The following is a 17,390-nucleotide window of genomic DNA, read 5'->3' on the forward strand; positions in this document are numbered from 1 at the left end:
CCCACTGCTGCCTCCCGTAGGAGTCTGGGCCGTGTCTCAGTCCCAGTGTGGCTGATCGTCCTCTCAGACCAGCTACGGATCGTCGCCTTGGTGAGCCGTTACCCCACCAACAAGCTAATCCGCCGCGAGCCCATCCTCGGCCGGAGGCCGAAGCTACCTTTTCCCGCCGCCCCGCAGGGCAGAGGGGCCATCCGGCATTAATCCGGGTTTCCCCGGGCTATTCCGGTGCCGAGGGCAGGTTACTCACGTGTTACTCACCCGTTCGCCGCTGTCCCCAGGGCCGAAGCCCTGGTTCTCGCTCGACTTGCATGTGTTAAGCGCGCCGCCAGCGTTCGTCCTGAGCCAGGATCAAACTCTCCGTGAAGAAGTGGTTGCCGGACACGCCGGCAATCTCATCTCCCTTCGAGCTTGTGCTCAAAAGGTGTCTCCCCTCCCGAGAGAGGGGTGACGGGTTTTTGTTGCCTCACGCACACGCCGACGCAACCGGCAGGCCGGTGCACGCCGTTGCGCACGCGAGGGCTCGACGTAAACGCACGCTGTTGAGTTTTCAAAGACCGGGGCCGTGTGGGTGGGGCAACAAAAAGCCTTCGACTCGCGCCGAAGGCCTCCGGGTGATCGATACGAGGTCGTATCCGATTCGCTCGAAGGCGCTCCAGTGTCGAGTTGACAGGGTTCTCGTGCCCCCTCACGGGCGGCCCAGGGAGTGTAGCAGAGCCCGATCGGTCGTCAAACGGCGGCGATCAGCCGCGCAGGCGGGCGAAGCGCCGCTTGCCCACCTGCAGCACCGCGCCGTCGAGGCGGTCGCGCGGGAGGTCGAGATCGGACGCCGTCGCGCCGTCGATCCTGACCCCTCCTTGCCCGATCATGCGGCGCGCGTCGCTCGTCGAGAGGCCGAACGCGCCGGCGATCACCGCGGGCAGGTGCACCGGGTCGCCGTCCGGCAGTGCGGCCTCGTCGATCTCGTCCGGCGTCCCGCCCTCCCGCACGACGCGCGTGAAGTGGGCCTCGCCGCGCCCTGCGCCCTCGACCCCGTGCCATCTCGCGGTGACGCGCCGCGCCAGCTCGAGCTTCCATGCCATCGGCTCGTCCGGGTGCGCTCCCCCGTCGACGACCATCTCCCACCACTGCGGGAGCGCCGTGTCGGGAATCGACATCACCTTCCCGAACATCTCCTCCGCCGGCTCGGTGATCCCCACGTAGTTGCCGCGCGACTTCGACATCTTCTCGCGCCCGTCGAGCCCGACGAGCAACGGGTACGTCATCACGACCTGCGACTCGAGGCCGTACTGCGGCATCACGTCCCGGCCGGCGAGCAGGTTGTAGAGCTGGTCGGTGCCGCCGATCTCGACGTCGGCGACGACGGCGACCGAGTCGTAGGCCTGCATCAGGGGGTAGAGAAGCTCGGAGAGCGTGATCGGCTCGTGTGCGCGGAACCGCTTCGAGAAGTCGTCGCGCTCGAGCAGCTGTGCCACCGTCAGCGTCCGTGTGAGGCGGACGACCTCGGCATAGGTGAGCGCACCGAGCCACTCGCTGTTGAAGCGGACTTCCGTGCGCTCACGGTCGAGGATGCGGAACGCCTGCTCGGCGAACGACCCGGCGTTCGCGTCGAGCACGTCGTCGGGAAGCACGGGGCGTTCCTTGGAGCGCCCGGACGGGTCGCCGATCCGGGCGGTGTAGTCCCCGACGATGAGCACGACGGTGTGCCCCTCGCGCTGGAACGCCGCGAGCCGGTCGAGGACGAACGCGAACCCGAGGTGGATGTCGGGCGCGGTCGGGTCGATGCCGAGCTTGACCCTGAGCGGCTTCCCCCTGGCGAGCTTCTCCGCCAGGAGCCCCTCGGGCAGGACGTCGACGGCATGGCGGGTGAGGAGATCGATCGCGGAGCCCATGGAGCAGCCGATTCTACGGTGCCCGCCTTCACGCGCAGCGCTGCACCGTCTCACGGGGCACGGCGGCGGCCGAGGCGACGCCCATCAGGTGCAGCGCCGTGCCGAGCTCGTCGCGCAGCAGCTCGAGCACCGCGCGGGCACCGTCCTCACCGCCCACGGCGAGCCCCCACAGCGGCGCGCGGCCCACGAGGACGGCCCGCGCTCCGAGTGCGAGTGCCACGGCGACGTCGACACCGCGGCGGATGCCGGAGTCGACGAGCACGTCGAGCCGATCGCTCACGGCGTCGGCGATCACGGAGAGCACCTCCGCCGTCGGCGCGACGCCGTCGAGCTGCCGTCCGCCGTGGTTCGAGACGACGATCCCCGAGGCGCCGTGCTCGGCCGCCCGCTGGGCGTCCTCGACCTCGAGCACCCCTTTCACGACGACCGGCACCGGGAGCGTGGAGCAGAGCTCCTCGAGGTACGCCCAGTCGACGGAGGGATCGATCACCTCGACGTCGTCGCCGACGAGGCCGCGTTCGCGTGCGAAGCGCATCGCGGGCAGCTCGTGCTCGGGCAGGCGCCAGTCGTGCCGGCGCTCGCGATCGCGGGCGCCGAGCACCGGGAGGTCGACCGTGAGCACGACCGCGGCGAAGCCGGCGTCGACCGCCTGCGTCACGAGCTCGCGGGTGATCCCCCGATCGCGGAAGACGTAGACCTGCCAGAGGCGGAGGGCGTCTGGGGCGGCGGCCGTCACCTGCGCCGGTGTCGCGTGGGCGAACGTCGACAGGCAGAACGCGGCACCGGCCGAGGCGCAGGCGCGCGCCATCGCGATCTCGCCGTCCGGATGGGCCTTGCCCTGGTAGGCGACGGGCGCGACGACGAGCGGCGTCCGCAGCGGGAGGCCGAGCACCGTCGTCTCGAGGTCGACCTCGCGGATGCCCGCCAGGACGCGTTGGCGCGGGCGCCATCTCGTCCATGCCTCCTCGTTCTCGCGGAGCGTCCGCTCGCGGCCCGAGCCGCCCGCGAAGTAGTCGCGCCAGGGCGGGTCGAGCCGCTTCCCCGCCTCGTGCTCCAGGTCGGCGAGCGTGAGACGCGTCGTGTCCACCGTGGCAGCCTACGCCGTCGCGTCGTCGGGGTGGCGTCCGGCCGGGCAGCGCAGGCCGCCGGCGACCGGCTCCGGCGCAACACCCTCTGAACGGACGAATCCCCTGCACAGGGCTAGACTGCTGATCGTCGCGGCTTCGACGACGCAGTGAGACGCCGCTGAGACGGCGTCGGATCCGGAAGCTGCGCCTGCTGGCACTGATCGCGGTGCTCGTGCTCCTCGCAGGTGCGGCGTTCTCGTTCGGTCTCGTGACGGCGATCGCCTCCGAGATCCCTCAACTCGACCCCGCGAAGCGGCAGAACGAGGTGGACAGCGTGCTCTACGCGTCGAACGGCCGGTCGGTCCTCGCCGTGCTCCGCGGCGACGAGAGCCGCGTGGTCGTGGGGCCGGAGGAGATCGCGCCGATCATGCGGCAGGCGATCGTCGCCGTCGAGGACAAGCGCTTCTACGAGCACAAGGGCGTCGACCTGCGCGGCATCGGGCGTGCCCTCTGGCAGGACATCCGCAGCCAGGGCGTGATCGAGGGCGGCTCGACCATCACGCAGCAGTTCGTCAAGAACGCCTACATCCGCAACGAGCAGACCGTCGCGCGGAAGGTGCGGGAGGCGGCGCTCGCGTGGCAGCTGGAGCAGCGCTGGTCCAAGGAGCGCATCCTCACCGCGTACCTCAACACCATCTACTTCGGAAACGGCGCCTACGGGATCCAGCAGGCGGCGCGCACCTACTTCGGCAAGGGCGCGAGGTCGCTCACCCTGACCGAGGCCGCCCTGCTCGCCGGGATCCCTGCCGATCCGTCGCGCTTCGATCCGGTGCAGCACCCGGCGGCCGCGAAGGCCCGGCGACGCTTCGTGCTCGAGAAGCTGGTCGAGCAGGGCAAGATCGACGAGGCACAGGCGTGGCGCGCGCGCAGCGCCGCCCTCCCGCGCCCGGAGGACGTGCGGCTCCCCGGGACGCGCGGCCCGGCGCCCTACTTCGTCAACTACGTCACCGACCAGCTCGTGGAACGTCTCGGCGCGAAGCGGGTGTTCGGCGGCGGCCTCGCCGTGACGACCACGATCGACCTCAGGCTCCAGGAGCAGGCGCGCAAGGCGATCAGCGCCGTCCTCGACGATCCCGACGGGCCGACGGCGGCGCTCGTGGCGATCGACCCGCGCAACGGTGCGGTGCGGGCGATGTTCGGGGGCACGAACTTCCGCAAGAGCCAGTTCAACCTCGCGACCCAGGCGGAGCGGCAGCCCGGCTCCTCGTTCAAGCCGATCGTGCTCGCGAGCGCGTTCCGCCGCGGAGTCTCGCCCGCCACGACGTTCGAGTCGAAGCCGGTCGCGATCGACGCCGGCGACCGCGTGTGGCGGGTGACGAACTACGAGGACAGCTACCTCGGGCGTGTCGACCTCGCCCGCGCGATGGTGTCCTCCGACAACTCCGTCTACGCGCAGCTGACGAAGCTCGTCGGGCCGAGGGCGATCGTCGACACCGCACACCGGCTCGGAATCGAGTCCGACCTGCCGGCGTACTTCTCGCTCGGCCTCGGCGCGGTCGCGGTCAACCCCCTCGACATGGCGCGGGCGTACGCGACGATCGCCAACAGCGGCGTCCGCCTGGACGGCTCGCTCACCGGTGACAAGCCGCGCGTGGTCGAGTCCGTCTCCACGCGCACGTCGGGGAAGCTCCGGCCGAACCTCCCGGAGCCCGTGCGCGTGCTCGACGAGGGGCAAGCCGAGCTCCTGACTTCGATCCTCGAGGACGTCGTCCGGTCGGGGACGGGGACGCGAGCGGCGCTCGGCGACCGCCCCGCGGCGGGCAAGACGGGCACGACGGACAACTACGGCGACGCGTGGTTCGTGGGCTACACGCCGCAGCTCGTGACCGCCGTCTGGGTCGGCTACCCGAACGAGCTCCGCCCGATGCGGACCGAGTTCCGTGGCCGACCGGTCACCGGCGGCACGCTGCCGGCCGAGGTCTGGAAGCGGTTCATGGCGGGCGCGCTCCGGGTGGACGACGAGCAGCCCGAGCAGTTCACCTCGCCGCCGTACCTCGGCGCGCGGAGCGCCCGCATCGTCGACCGGGGCGGATGGAAGCTCGACAACGGCTACTGCCCGAACACGCGCGTCGTCGCCTTCTTCTCCGACCACCTTCCGGAGCAGCAGGCGACCTGCTACGCGGACGAGGTGACGGTGCCTCCGCTCACCGGGATGACCGTGGGCGAGGCGCGCGAGCGCCTCGCCCAGAAGCCGCTCCGCACCGAGGTGATCGGGATCCCGGCACCGGTCGGGAGACGGACCGGCCTCGTCGTCCGGCAGCAGCCGAAGGCAGGGGCGTTCCTGTCGTCGGGCTCCGACGTGCGGGTGTGGGTGACGCGCCCCGATCCTCGCTACGGGCTCCTCCCGAACCTCGTCGGGTCGTCACTGCTCGACGCCCGTCGGCAGCTTCGCCGCGTCCGGATCTCGCCGAAGGTCACGTACGCGGCCGGCCTGGCGGGAACGGTCGTCCGCCAGATCCCGAACGCAGGTGTCGCTGCGGGCCCGCGTCTGAAGGTCACGCTCGTCGTCGGCCGCGGGACAGCCACGGGGAGCCCCTGACGACGAACCGCCACGGTGCGTCGGCGGCACGGCTGATGCCGATCCTCGGCGTCGCGTCGAACGCGAGGGGCGCGGCCGGCGGGACGAGCGCGAACGGCGGCCGGTCGAGCGCCGCACCGTCGTCCGCGCCCGTGATGCCGAGCGCCTCCGCGAGCCGGCCGGGGCCGGAGCACAGCAGTGTCGGCTCCTCCAGGCCGCGACGGGACGCCATCGTCCCGAGGCCGTGCGTCGGCTCGAGCGAGCGCAGGAGGACGGCGTCGCCGACGCCCTCCGCGCCGCAGACCACGTTCGCGCACCAGTGGATCCCGTAGGAGCGGTAGACGTACAGACGCCCCGGTGGCCCGAACATCGCGGCGTTGCGTGCCGTCGGGCCGCCGTACGCATGGCTCGCCGGATCCCCCTCCGTGTACGCCTCGACCTCGACGATCCGACCTCCGACACCGTCGACGAGGAGCGTCCACCCGAGGAGCAGCGGCGCCGCGTCGAGCGACGAACGCGCGACGACGTCGCCGAGAGTCACACCGTGTCGTGCGCGGGCTCGTCGCCGAACAGCTGCGGGTGGCGGAGCGCAGGACGCCTCGGCCGTGACGCCCTCGGGACGACGGCGGCCTCCGCCATCTCCTCGAGGATCGTCTCCTGCGTCCGCGAGGCGACGATCGGGTCGGGGATGCCCTCCACCCAGACGAGCGTCCGTCGACCGTTGCCGCGCTCCTCGCCCATGATCGGCTCGAGCGCGTAGATCCGATCCGCGCGCGCGTACTTCCCGAAGCCGAGGAAGACCATGCCGGTCGTGCTCACACCCGGAGTATGCCGTGTGCCCTGCCGTCGGCAGCGGTCGACAGGCACGATGGAGGCATGGCCGAGTCGGTGTGGGACTACCCGCGGCCGCCGCGCGTCGAGCCGGCCGAGCGCCGGATCCGCGTCGTGCTCGCCGGGCAGACGATCGCCGACACGACCCGCGCGCACCGCGTCCTCGAGACGAGCCATCCGCCCGTCTACTACGTGCCGCGCGAGGACGTCGCGGCCGGCGCCCTCGAGCGGGCGGCCGGCCCCGAGTCGTTCTGCGAGTGGAAGGGACGTGCGACCTACCTCGACGTGATCGCCGCAGGTCGGCGCGTCCGGCGAGGCGCGTGGACCTATCCGTCGCCGGCCCATGGGTTCGAGGCGATCCGCGACGCCGTCGCCTTCTACCCGGCACTGATGGACGAGTGCTGGGTCGACGACGAACGGGCGACGCCGCAGCCCGGGCGGTTCTACGGCGGCTGGATCACCTCGGACGTCCTCGGGCCCTTCAAGGGCGGCCCGGGAACCGTCGGCTGGTAGCCGCAACCGAATCCGTGCGATCGCGGATGACGGCCGGCAGGGCCGAGGATACGTTCGACACGTGGGCAACGCGTCGCACTCCTCGCGCGAGCTGCCCGTCGGGAACGGCTCGGCTCGCGTCCTCCCCCGTCGCGCGAAGGCGCTGTACGCGTGCTCGAGCTTCGGAGGCGAGGCGCTCACGCAGAGCCGCGGGCTCTGGCTCCTCTTCTTCTACTCCGAGGCGACGGATGTGCTCTCCCCCGTCGCCGTCGGCGCGATCATCACGGTCGCCCGCCTGATCGAGACGGTCGACGACGGGCTCGTCGGGTACTGGAGCGACCGGACACGCTCGCGCCTCGGACGCAGGCTCCCCTTCATCCTCGCCGCGACGCCGTTCCTCGCCCTGTTCTCGGTGCTCCTGTTCACGCCGCCGACGTCGAGCGCCGCTGCCGCGGGCGCCTACCTCTTCATCATGCTCGAGCTCTACTTCGTGTCGTCGACGATCTCCGGCGGCCCGTACGAAGCGCTCCTCCCCGAGATCGCGAAGACGAGCGACGACCGCGTCTCGATCACCGGGATGAAGGTGTACTTCGGAGCGGCCGGAGCCGGCTTCGGACTGATCGCGAGCGGCATTCTCAAGGACGAGTTCGGCTTCGCGGCGATGGCCGCCGTGTTCGCCGTGGTCGCGCTCACGCTGCGGTACGCCGGGGTCGCGGGCATCTGGAATCACGCGAGTCGCACCGTGCCGCCGGCCGACATCTCACTCGGGGACGCCCTGCGCACGACGTTCCGGAACCCCTCGTTCCTCGCGTTCCTGCCGACGTTCGCCCTCTTCCAGCTCGCGTTCCAGATGCTCACGGGGCTGCTCCCCTTCTACGCGCGCGCGATCCTCGGCGTCGTCGAGGTGCCGGATCTCTTCCAGGAGATCCCGGGCGCGCTGTCGGAGAAGTTCGCCGGCGACGGCCAGCCGGGGCTCCCGGTCGGCCGGTGGGTGTCGCTGCTCACAGGGGCCGCGTTCGTCTCGGCCGCGGCGATGATCCCGATCGCGAAGCGATACGGCCACCGTACCTCCAAGCGCCACGCGTACCGCGTCTCGATGCTTGCGGCCGCGATCCTCTTCCCGCTGATCGCCGTCGCCGGCGTGTTCCCGGTCGTGCCGGGGTGGCTCCAGATCCTCTTCGTGATGCTCCTCGTGGGCTTGCCGATCTCCGGCAACTACCTCTTCCCCGCACCATTGACCGCCGACATCGTCGACGACGACAGCCTCCGCACCGGGATGCGCCGCGAGGCGACCTACTTCGGCGCCCAGAACTTCGTCGAGAAGACGACGTCGGCGTTCACCCCGCTCCTCCTGTCGCTGCTCCTGCTCCTCGGGAGCACGAACCAGGATCAGACCGGGATCCGCCTCGTCGGGCCGGTCGCCGGAGTGCTCGTCCTGCTCGCCTGGCTGTCGTTCCGACGCTACAACCTGCCCGACGACGTCCTCGCCGAGGGCCGGGGCCCGGAGGCGGACGATGCGGGCGCGTCCCGCTCCGGAGACCGGCCCGTCGTCTAGGCTCGCGCTCGTTGACCCGCATCTACCTCTCCCCGCCGCACGCCTCCGGCCGCGAGCTCGACCTCGTCGCCGACGCGATCGCCTCGAACTGGCTCGCCCCGCTCGGGCCGCACGTCGACGCGTTCGAGCGGGAGCTGGCGCTGGCCACCGGCACCGGGCACGTGCTCGCCCTCTCGAGCGGCACGGCCGCCCTCCACCTCGCGCTGACCGTGCTCGGGATCGGGCCCGGCGACGAGGTCGCCTGCTCGGATCTCACCTTCGCCGCGAGCGCCAACGCGATCGTCTACACGGGCGCCTCTCCGGTCTTCGTCGACTGCGACGAGACGTGGACGATCGACCCGGGCCTCCTCGACGAGGCTCTCACGGCGCGCCGGGCGGCCGGGGCGCGGGTCCGCGCCGTCGTCGCCGTCGACCTCTACGGGCAGTGCTGCGACTACGACGCGCTGCGCGCGGTGTGCGCCCGCCACGACGTCGTCCTCGTCCAGGACGCGGCCGAGTCGCTCGGCGCCGACTACCGCGGCGCCCCGGCCGGGAGCCAGGGCGACATCGCCGCCTTCTCGTTCAACGGCAACAAGATCGTGACGACGAGCGGCGGCGGCGCGCTCGCGTCCGCCCGCGAGGACTGGATCACCCACGCGCGGAAGCTCTCGACGCAGGCGCGAGAGCCGGCCCCGCACTACGAGCACGAGGAGATCGGCTTCAACTACCGGCTCTCCAACGTGCTCGCGGCGCTCGGTCGCGCGCAGCTCGAGGTGCTCCCCGCGCGGGTCGAGGCCCGCCGGGCGATCAACGCGCGCTACCGGTCGCTGCTCGCGGACGAGCCGGGGATCACCTTCATGCCGGACGCCGCCTACGGCGTGGGCAACCACTGGTTGACGTGCATCACCGTCGACCCGGGCGCGTTCGGGGCCGACCGCGAGGCGGTTCGCCTCGCCCTCGAGGCCGAGGACATCGAGGCCCGTCCCGTCTGGAAGCCGATGCACCTGCAACCGGTGTTCGCGGGGAGGGACGTGGTCGGCGGCGACCGGTCTGCGGCGCTGTTCCGCGACGGCCTCTGCCTGCCGAGCGGGTCGGCCCTCACCCCCGCCGACCAGGAGCGGATCGTCTCCGTGATGCTGGCGGCCGCGGGCCGCTAGTCGGCCGTCACGCGCTCGGCTGCGCGACCTCGACGACGTCCAGCCAGTGGCTCCACCGGTCGGAGCGTCCGTTGACCGTGTCGAGGTAGTGCTCCTGGAGCTCCAGCGTGACCGGCCCGACGCCGATCTCCACGTCGTCGACGGCACGCACCGGTGTCACCTCTGCGGCGGTTCCCGTCATGAAGACCTCGTCGGCGAGGGTCAGGTCGGTGCGGATGAGATCGACCTCCTCGACGACGTACCCGAGGTCGTGCGCGATCTGCATCACCGAGTCGCGCGTGATGCCGGGGAGGATCGAGGTCGAGAGCGGGGGCGTCATGATGCGACCGCTCTTCACGACGAAGATGTTCTCGCCCGGGCCGTCCGCGACGGTGCCCGCGTCGGTGAGCATGATCGCCTCGTCGTAGCCGGCACGCTGCGCCTCGGTCGTCGCGAGCATCGAGTTCAGGTAGATGCCCGTGGCCTTGGCGACGTGCGGGATCACGTTCGGACCGACCCGCTTCCACGAGGAGACCTTCGCGGTGATGCCCTTCTTCAGGCCTTCCTCGCCCAGGTACGCGCCCCATGGCCAGCTCATGATCACCGTCTCGACCGGGTTGCCGCGCGTGTGCACGCCGAGCGAGCCGTACCCGAAGAACGCGATCGGGCGCAGGTAGCAGGCGGGGAGGCCGTTCGCCCGGATCAGCTCGTGCGTCGCCCGGCGCATCTCGTCGACCGAGTGCGGGATGTCCATGTAGAGGAGTCGCGCGGAGTCGTGCAGCCGCTGCAGGTGCTCGGCGAGCCGGAACACGGCCGGCCCCTCCGGCGTCTCGTAGCAGCGGATCCCCTCGAACACGCCGCTGCCGTAGTGGAGCCCGTGCACGCCGACGTGGATCTTGGCGTCGTCCCAGTCGACGAGCTCGCCGTTCATCCAGATCTTGTCGGTGGCCTCCATGCGTCGTGCTCCCTCCGGTCGCGTTCGATTGCCGAAAGACTACTCGCGCGCGAGATCCGCGAGCTCGGCTCGCGACAGCCGCAGCAGCTCGACCGGGGCGAGCCCCACCATGTGCCGATCGGAGCCTGCTCCGCACCAGACGAACGCGTTGCGCAGCAGGGACCGCTCGCAGAGGACGCGATGCGGGAGCGGGAACGGCGCGACGGCGCCGGGGGCGAAGCCGGTGGCCGGTTCGACCTCGTCCGCTCTCGCCACCCGCGCGTGTCGCCCACCGAGCGCGCGGGCCGCCTTGACGAGGTCGCCGCGACGATCCCCCGGCACGAGCACGACGGCCGGCACGCCGTCGCAGACGACGACGAGAGACTTCACGATCTGGCCGAGCGCGCAGCCGATCGCGTCCGCCGCAGCCTGCGCCGTCGGCGTCCCGACCCGGAACTCCTCGATCCGTGCCTCGGCCCCGGCGGAGCGGAGGTACACGGCCACGCGCTCGACCGGCGGCGGCCAGGCGCCTGCGGTCACGATCAGTACACCCCCGGCACGAAGCGGTAGCGGACGCGCTCCGCGTAGCGCGCATAGCCGGCGTACCGGGAGACGAGGTGCCGCTCCTCGAGGCGGGCCTTGAACGCCCACAGCACGACCAGCAGGCCCGTGATCCCCAGCGCCGCAGGGCCCGCGACGAGCGACAGGCCTGCGAAGAACAGCGCTCCTCCCGTGTAGATCGGGTGGCGGACGAGCCGGAACGGGCCCGCTTCGACGAGCGAGCCGCCCGGCACGGGACGCGGGAAGGGCGTGAGCGCTCGACCGAGCACGCGGCCCGCCCAGCCGGCGACCGCGGCCCCGGCGACGGCGAGCGCGACGCCCGCGACGGCGAGCCCCGTGCGCGCCGCCCCCGGCCACCGCGGCCCGACCACGAGCACGACGACGAGCACGGCCATCAGCGCGAACTGTGCGACGACCCACGCGCCGCCGCGACCGGGGCTGCCGGTCACAGGTCGATGAAGCGCACGTCGTCGAAGCCGGCGCCACCGAGATGTGCCTCCAGCTCCGGCGTCGCGGGCGTGTCGACGGAGAACACCATCAGCGCCTTGCCGTGCGCCTTCGACCGCGACACCGCCATGTTCGCGATGTTCACGCCGTCCTCCCCGCACAGGCCGCCGACGAGCCCGATCACGCCGGGCCTGTCGTCGTAGACGATGAAGATCATGTGCTCGCCCAGCTCGATGTCGATCCCGAAGCCGAGCGCGCTCGCCAGGAAGAGCCGGCCCTCGGGGCCGATCGTCGTCCCCGACACGTCGACCTCGCCGCGCTCGCCGACGACGCGGACCTCGACGGTGTTCGTGTAGTCGCGCGAGGCCCGGAAGCGCTCCTCGACGACCTCGATCCCGCGCTCGGCTGCGAGCACGGGCGCATTGACCACGTTCACGACCTGTTCGACACGCCCCTCGAACGCACCGTTGAGCGCGGCCACCGTGAGCAGGCGGGTGTCGTACTCCGAGAGCGGGCCGTGTGCTGCGACGGCGATGTGGGTAGGCCAGCCCTCCGCGAGCTCGACGCCGACGCGGGCGAGCATGCGCGCGAGCGGGATGAACGGGCCGAGCACCTCGAGATCCGCCTGGTCGACAACGGGGATGTTGACGGCGGTCGAGACGACGCCACCTTCGAGTGCGGCGCACACCTGCTCCGCGATGATCAGCCCGGCCCGGTCCTGCGCCTCCTCCGTCGACGCTGCGAGGTGCGGCGTCACGACCACGCCGTCGAGCTCGAGCAGCGGGCCGTCGTACGGCTCGGCCGGAAACACGTCGAGGGCCGCACCCGCGAGCTTGCCGCTCTCGATCGCCTCGACGAGCGCCTGCTCGTCGACGAGCGGGCCGCGGGCGACGTTCACGAGCCGGGCCCCGTCCTTCATCGACGCGATCGCCTCGCGGCCGATCAGACCGCGGGTCTCGTCCGTGAGCGGCGAGTGCAGGGTGACGATGTCGCCGACGGCGAGCGCGTCCTCGAGGGTCTCCACGCGTTCGACGCCGCTGTCGCGGAACCGCTCGTCCCCCACGAACGGGTCGAAGGCGACGACGCGCATCCCGAGGCCGAGCGCGCGCCTCCCCACCTGCTGCCCGATCCGCCCGAACCCGATGATCGCGAGCGTCTTGCCGTCGAGCTCGAACCCGCTCCAGCGCGACCGCTCCCAGCGGTGCTGCTTGAGCGACGCGTGGGCCTGCGGGATGTTCCGGGCGAGCGCAGCGACGAGGCCGATCGTGTGCTCGGCCGCGGAGACGACCGTGGACTCGGGCGCGTTCGCGACGACGATCCCCCTGCGTGTGGCGGCGGCGAGGTCGACGTTGTCCATCCCCACGCCGGCGCGCCCGATCACCTTCAGGCGCGCGGCCCGGTCGATCAGGTCGGCCGTGAGCCGTGTCGCCGAGCGGACGATGATCGCCTCGTACCGGTCGATGATCTCCTCGAGCGGGGTCGTGGTGTCGACGTCGACGTCGAACCGCTCGCGGAGCAGCGCGACCCCGGCCTCGGCGATCTGCTCCCGGACGAGGACGCGCACGGTCAGGCCCGGACGGCGGCGTCGAAGGCATCGGTGGCCGCCGCGACCGCGGCGCCCCGCTCGAGCCCGGTCCCGAGCTCGGCGAGTTGTGCCTCGATCGCCGCGAGCGCCGTGACGATGTCGTAGATGTCGACGTAGCCGATGTGGCCGATCCGGAAGAGCCTGCCGACGAGGTCGCCGTGACCGCCGGCGATCGTGATCCCGTGTCGGTCGCGAAGGGCGAGCCGCAGCTCCACCGCGTCGACGCCGTCCGGCGTCAGGGCCCCCGTGAGGACGGCGGCCGAGTCGTCGTCCGGCGAGTAGAGGTCGAGCCCCATCGCCTTGATGCCGGCGCGGCAGGCGCGCCCGAGCGCGACGTGTCGCGCGAACGCGTGCTCGAGCCCCTCGTCGAGCAGCTGGCCGAGGGCGACGTTGAGCGCGACCAGCGTCGACGTCGCCGGGGTGAAGGGGGTGTTGTCGGCTTCCTGCTTGGCCCGGGCCCGCGCCCAGTCCCAGTAGAAGCGGGGCAGCGTCGCCCGCCCGACGCGCTCCCACGCACGGTCGGAGACGGAGACGAACGACAGACCGGGCGGCGTCATCAGCGCCTTCTGTGAGCCCGTGACGACGACGTCCGCCCCCCACGCGTCTGTCTCGAGCGGGACTGCCCCGAGACTGGAGACGGCGTCGACGATCGAAACCGCACCGGCCGTGCCGCAGACCTCGAGCAGCGGCTCGAGGTCGCACACGACCCCGGTCGACGTCTCCGAGTGGACGAGGAAGACGACGGACGCGCCGCTCTCCGCGAGCGCGCGCTCGACGTCGCCGGGCAGCGGCGCCTCCCCCCAGGCGTAGGCGAGGGGCACGACGTCGCAGCCGAGCGCCGTCGCCATCGAGCGCCAGCGCTCGCCGAACTCGCCGCAGGACACCGCGAGCACCCGCTCTTGCGGCGACAGGAGGTTGACGATCGCGGACTCGAACGCGCCGGTCCCGGACGCGGTGAACACGAGGACCTCGTTGCGCGTCCTGAAGACCTCGCGGAGCCTCGCCCTCGTCTCGGCGAAGACACGCTTGAAATCGGGTGAGCGGTGGTGGATCACCGGCTCCGCCATCGCCGCGAGCACCTCGGGGGGAACCGGCGTCGGTCCCGGCGTCAGGAGGTACCGCTTGCGCGACATGGCGCCAGCGTACCTGCGGCGTCCGGCGGTCCCGCCCGGAGGCATGCGGCGACGACGCGGCGCTACGGACGGCGGGTTGCGAACGAGATCAGCTGCTGGAACGTCGGGCGGTTCGTCCACCGCATCGTGAGCGGGTTGATGCCCGGTAGGAGGCGGATGCGCTCGGCGTTCGCGCTCGCCCGCCACGTCGTCGGATCGTCCCCCTGGGCGGACGCGAGCTCCGACGCTGCTGCGTCGATCGCCGCCCACAGCGACGCCGCGCACCGGGCGACGTTCCCGTTGCCGCAGAAGCGCGTCTCGAACCCGGCCGACACCTCGCGCCCGAGCAGCGCCCGGAGGTCCTTGTCGAGGTAGGAGTACCAGCCGGAGAGGAAGGCGGAGCCGTTGGAGCCGGCGGCGGGCTCGTCGCGCGGGACGATCCCTGCGAGCTCGTCGACGAGCGGTCCCAGCACCGGGGAGAGCGCGGCGTCGGCAAGGCGGTTCCACGCGGCGTCGAGCACCGCCGCCCCACCCGCGTCGACGAAGCCGTCGCCGTCGGCATCGAGCCTGCTTCCGCCGAGCGCGCGCCACTCGTCGACGAGCCCCGCAGCCGTCGCGGCCCGCGTGCTCGGTGGGGCTCTTCGCTGCAGCACCTCTCGGATCACCGGCCACACCCGGGCGACCCTGAGGTCGGTCGTCGCCGCCGCGTTCATCGCTCCCGTGAGCGTCGCGAGCGTGTGCCTACGCCGCTGGAGGACGGTGCTCCAGAGGAGGTCGACGCGTTGCACGCTGCCGTACGACCACTCGGAGTCCGACGCGGCAAACGACCGCGCCGGCTTGTTGTTCCAGTTGAGGATGAGGCCGGTGCGCGGGTTCACCGCCTGCGGGTGCGCACTCGGCGGCGCGAACCCCACCCACTCGTACTGGCCGGTTCCCTTCGCGAGGAGGCCGGGGTCGACGGTCGACGGCCGGAGCGGGAGCCTTCCCGTGGTGACCGCGGCGATGCTCCTGTTGTCCACGTAGTGCCAGTTGAAGGCGAGCTCGAAGCGGGAGGCGAGCCGCTTGAAGTCGGCGGCCGAGCGCACGGCGTTCGTGGAGAGGTCGACGAAGAAGGGCGCGGCGAGCAGCTCCCGTCCCCGCGTCGAGCGCCGCGAGGTGATCGCCACTCTCCTTCCCTCGACGGTGGCGTAGCCGAGCACGGGCCCGTGCACCGTCTCGTGATACACGACGGGCGTGTCCGGGGCGCCCGGGCCGCCCTTCAGCACACCCGCCTCGAACCGCGTCATCTCCCGGCACTCGCCGGCGTACACGTACTTGACGTCGCTGCCGTCGCAGAGCGTCTCCGCGTACTGGTCGACGAGGTCGGAGCCGGCCGAGGTCGCCGTCCATGCGTAGTCGAGCCCCCGGCCGATCAGGACCGCGAACGAGATTCCCGGGAAGGCGACACCCCGCGCGTCGAACCCACCACCGTGGAGGTCGAGCTCCAGGAGGATGCCCGGGTAGAAGTAGCCCACCTGCGGCCCGGCGACCATCAGCGGGCGACCGGTGGCCGAGCGACTCCTGCCGACGAGGAGCGCGTTCGACATGCCCAGCCGCCGCGGTGCGAGCGAGGACGGCGGTACGGACGGCTCGCCGGCGGGCACGAAGCTCCCGGGGTCGACGACGACGTTGCCCAGCTCGCTCGTCGGACGCACGCCGTAGGGGAAGTCCCCGGGGACGGCGACACGGGCCTCCGGGTCGTCGCGCAGCCGCAGGTCCTCCCAGACCCGGCGGCCGTTGTCGGCTCCGAGGCGCCGCTGGAGGAGGGCGAGGAAGTTCGTGCGACGGAGCTCGTCGCCTCCGCCCGATCCGAACACCGCCCCGATGAGACCGGCGACGCCGACCACGTCCGTGCGCGTCCAGCGTGCGATCGGCAGCTTCGCCGCGCGGTAGTAGGCGTTGATGCCCGCCACGTAGGCGTCGATCAGACGCACGATCCGCCTTCCGGCGGCTCCCTGCCGCTCGAGCAGCCGGAACTGTGCGGCGAGGCGCGCCTCCGCTTCCGGGCTCGGGACGAACGCCTTGCCCGAGAGCGCGAGCGAGAACGCGTCGAGTCCGGGCACGTCGAGGGCAGCGACTCGCCCCGGGCCGCGGAGCAGCTCCATGATCAGCTGACGATCCTCGGCGGTCACCCACCCGGCACCGAAGGCGACGTCGACGTCGCGCCGCCCGTCGACGTGCGGAACCCCGAACCGGTCGCGACGCACGACGACGCCGGCGCGCGGCCGCTCGACGCGGACGACCTTCTCGCGCCCGATCCCGAGCGTCTGCCTCTTGAAGAGACGCGAGATCGTGCCGTTCGTGACACGATCCTGGAGCGGGGTCAGCGCGTCGTAGAGCCTCGCCTGGTCGCTCGAGTTCCTCGTGAACGCGACGCCTCCCGCCTGGCCGGGCGGAAGGATGTTCCACGACTGCACGGCATGATCGCGCGGGGCGGGAGCGCCGGCGGCGGCCGCGACGGCGACGAGGACGACGGAGCAGGACGCGAGCAGGAAGACGGGGGCGCGCACGGTCGACAGTCTTCTCGGGAGCGTGATCGCAGAAGCGTACCGGGACGGGCGCCCCTCGCCGAGGGCGGGCCCGGGCACTGCATCCCCCCGGGGCGGCGGACGCCCGAGACGACGAGCCGCACCGTCCCGGGCACTCAGCCTCTAGGCTCTCGCGCCGTGGACGCCCTGCTCGCCTTTGCGGCGGCGCTCGTCGCCGCCAGGCTCGCCGCCGAGCTGGTGCAGCGTCGCCGAGCGCGCCCGCAGCCGGGCCTCCTCGCCTGGGCGGCGGCGCTCGGCGCGTTCTCGGTGGCCGCGGCAGCCGTCGCGTGGGGCACCGCCGCGGGGTGGGACGACCACTCGTTCCGCGTCTACTACCTCTTCGGTGGCCTGCTCGCGGCGGCCCTGCTCGGTGCAGGCTCGCTGCTCCGGGTCGGCGCTGCCTGGATCGCGCCCCTCGCGCTCGTGTACGCCGGCCTCGCGACGGGGGTCGTGCTCGCGGAGCCGTTGACGACCCCCGTCTCGGGGGCGGCAGTCCCGGATGCGCAGGATCACCTCGCCCTCGTCCCCGTCCGGGTGATCGCCCTCGTCGCGAACACGGCCGGGACGCTCGCGGCGGCCGGTGTCGCCGTCGCGACGCTCCGGCGGCGCCCGCTCGGCAACGCGCTGGTGCTCGGCGGTATCGCGGCCGCCGCGCTC

The 17,390-nt window shown here is 72.2% G+C and carries 14 protein-coding genes, 1 rRNA gene and 1 pseudogene; 5 read left to right on the forward strand and 11 right to left on the reverse strand.

The window, feature by feature from the left end:
- The 3 genes from AC162C_RS08205 to AC162C_RS08215 all read right to left on the reverse strand — a co-directional run.
- Positions 1-364: ribosomal RNA gene (locus AC162C_RS08205) — 16S ribosomal RNA — on the reverse strand; the annotation flags it as partial.
- 376 nt (positions 365-740) lie between these two features.
- A complete protein-coding gene (gene tyrS / locus AC162C_RS08210; RefSeq protein ID WP_484097124.1) occupies positions 741-1,889 on the reverse strand; it encodes a tyrosine--tRNA ligase in 1,149 nt (382 codons plus the stop codon).
- Between the two features lie 28 nt (positions 1,890-1,917).
- On the reverse strand, positions 1,918-2,976 hold the full coding sequence (locus AC162C_RS08215) for an alpha-hydroxy acid oxidase (protein ID WP_484097125.1): 1,059 nt from the start codon (positions 2,974-2,976) through the stop codon (positions 1,918-1,920).
- Between the two features lie 206 nt (positions 2,977-3,182).
- Here AC162C_RS08215 and AC162C_RS08220 point away from each other — a divergent pair, with 206 nt between their 5' ends.
- The gene (locus AC162C_RS08220) at positions 3,183-5,555 is read left to right on the forward strand and encodes a PBP1A family penicillin-binding protein (protein ID WP_484097126.1); all 2,373 of its coding nucleotides are present in this window, start codon (positions 3,183-3,185) and stop codon (positions 5,553-5,555) included.
- On the opposite strand, the gene AC162C_RS08225 is transcribed toward AC162C_RS08220, so the two are convergent.
- Positions 5,512-6,075, reverse strand: a complete 564-nt coding sequence (locus AC162C_RS08225) for a DNA-3-methyladenine glycosylase (RefSeq protein WP_484097127.1) — start codon at positions 6,073-6,075, stop codon at positions 5,512-5,514. The two genes, AC162C_RS08220 and AC162C_RS08225, sit on opposite strands and share 44 nt — an antisense overlap.
- Positions 6,072-6,353 (reverse strand): hypothetical protein, encoded by a 282-nt coding sequence (locus AC162C_RS08230; protein ID WP_484097128.1) that lies wholly within the window; start codon positions 6,351-6,353, stop codon positions 6,072-6,074. The genes AC162C_RS08225 and AC162C_RS08230 overlap by 4 nt, the downstream gene beginning before the upstream one ends.
- A 57-nt stretch (positions 6,354-6,410) precedes the next feature.
- On the opposite strand from AC162C_RS08230, the gene AC162C_RS08235 reads away from it, so the two are divergent.
- The 3 genes from AC162C_RS08235 to AC162C_RS08245 all read left to right on the forward strand — a co-directional run bounded on the left by AC162C_RS08235 (position 6,411) and on the right by AC162C_RS08245 (position 9,548).
- On the forward strand, positions 6,411-6,878 hold the full coding sequence (locus tag AC162C_RS08235; protein WP_484097129.1) for a DUF427 domain-containing protein: 468 nt from the start codon (positions 6,411-6,413) through the stop codon (positions 6,876-6,878).
- Positions 6,879-6,939: 61 nt separating this feature from the next.
- Positions 6,940-8,412, forward strand: a complete 1,473-nt coding sequence (locus AC162C_RS08240) for an MFS transporter (RefSeq protein ID WP_484097130.1) — start codon at positions 6,940-6,942, stop codon at positions 8,410-8,412.
- A gap of 11 nt (positions 8,413-8,423) precedes the next feature.
- Entirely contained in the window at positions 8,424-9,548 is a 1,125-nt protein-coding gene (locus tag AC162C_RS08245) for a DegT/DnrJ/EryC1/StrS family aminotransferase (RefSeq protein ID WP_484097131.1), read from the forward strand.
- A gap of 7 nt (positions 9,549-9,555) precedes the next feature.
- Here the strand turns inward: AC162C_RS08245 and AC162C_RS08250 are convergent, their stop codons facing one another.
- From AC162C_RS08250 to AC162C_RS08275, 6 genes are all read right to left on the reverse strand, one after another.
- A complete protein-coding gene (locus tag AC162C_RS08250) occupies positions 9,556-10,482 on the reverse strand; it encodes a branched-chain amino acid transaminase (RefSeq protein WP_484097132.1) in 927 nt (308 codons plus the stop codon).
- A 39-nt stretch (positions 10,483-10,521) separates the two neighbouring features.
- Complete coding sequence (locus AC162C_RS08255) at positions 10,522-11,001, reverse strand: aminoacyl-tRNA deacylase (protein ID WP_484097133.1); 480 nt, start codon at positions 10,999-11,001, stop codon at positions 10,522-10,524.
- A gap of 2 nt (positions 11,002-11,003) precedes the next feature.
- Positions 11,004-11,471 (reverse strand): methyltransferase family protein, encoded by a 468-nt coding sequence (locus AC162C_RS08260; RefSeq protein WP_484097134.1) that lies wholly within the window; start codon positions 11,469-11,471, stop codon positions 11,004-11,006.
- Positions 11,468-13,033 (reverse strand): phosphoglycerate dehydrogenase, encoded by a 1,566-nt coding sequence (gene serA / locus AC162C_RS08265; protein WP_484097135.1) that lies wholly within the window; start codon positions 13,031-13,033, stop codon positions 11,468-11,470. The genes AC162C_RS08260 and serA overlap by 4 nt, the downstream gene beginning before the upstream one ends.
- A 2-nt stretch (positions 13,034-13,035) precedes the next feature.
- A complete protein-coding gene (locus AC162C_RS08270) occupies positions 13,036-14,187 on the reverse strand; it encodes a pyridoxal-phosphate-dependent aminotransferase family protein (RefSeq protein ID WP_484097136.1) in 1,152 nt (383 codons plus the stop codon).
- Between the two features lie 62 nt (positions 14,188-14,249).
- The gene (locus AC162C_RS08275) at positions 14,250-16,715 is read right to left on the reverse strand and encodes a penicillin acylase family protein (RefSeq protein ID WP_484097137.1); all 2,466 of its coding nucleotides are present in this window, start codon (positions 16,713-16,715) and stop codon (positions 14,250-14,252) included.
- Positions 16,716-16,871: 156 nt separating this feature from the next.
- Here AC162C_RS08275 and AC162C_RS08280 point away from each other — a divergent pair.
- Positions 16,872-17,390: pseudogene (locus AC162C_RS08280) on the forward strand (hypothetical protein); the annotation flags it as partial.

This window comes from Gaiella sp., assembly GCF_057140465.1.

Bases quoted from the DNA above. Each gene is read 5' to 3' on its own strand.
- tyrS (WP_484097124.1), bottom strand. From the start codon at position 1,889: ATGGGCTCCGCGATCGATCTCCTCACCCGCCATGCCGTCGACGTCCTG.
- AC162C_RS08235 (WP_484097129.1), top strand. From the start codon at position 6,411: ATGGCCGAGTCGGTGTGGGACTACCCGCGGCCGCCGCGCGTCGAGCCG.
- AC162C_RS08250 (WP_484097132.1), bottom strand. From the start codon at position 10,482: ATGGAGGCCACCGACAAGATCTGGATGAACGGCGAGCTCGTCGACTGG.
- AC162C_RS08270 (WP_484097136.1), bottom strand. From the start codon at position 14,187: ATGTCGCGCAAGCGGTACCTCCTGACGCCGGGACCGACGCCGGTTCCC.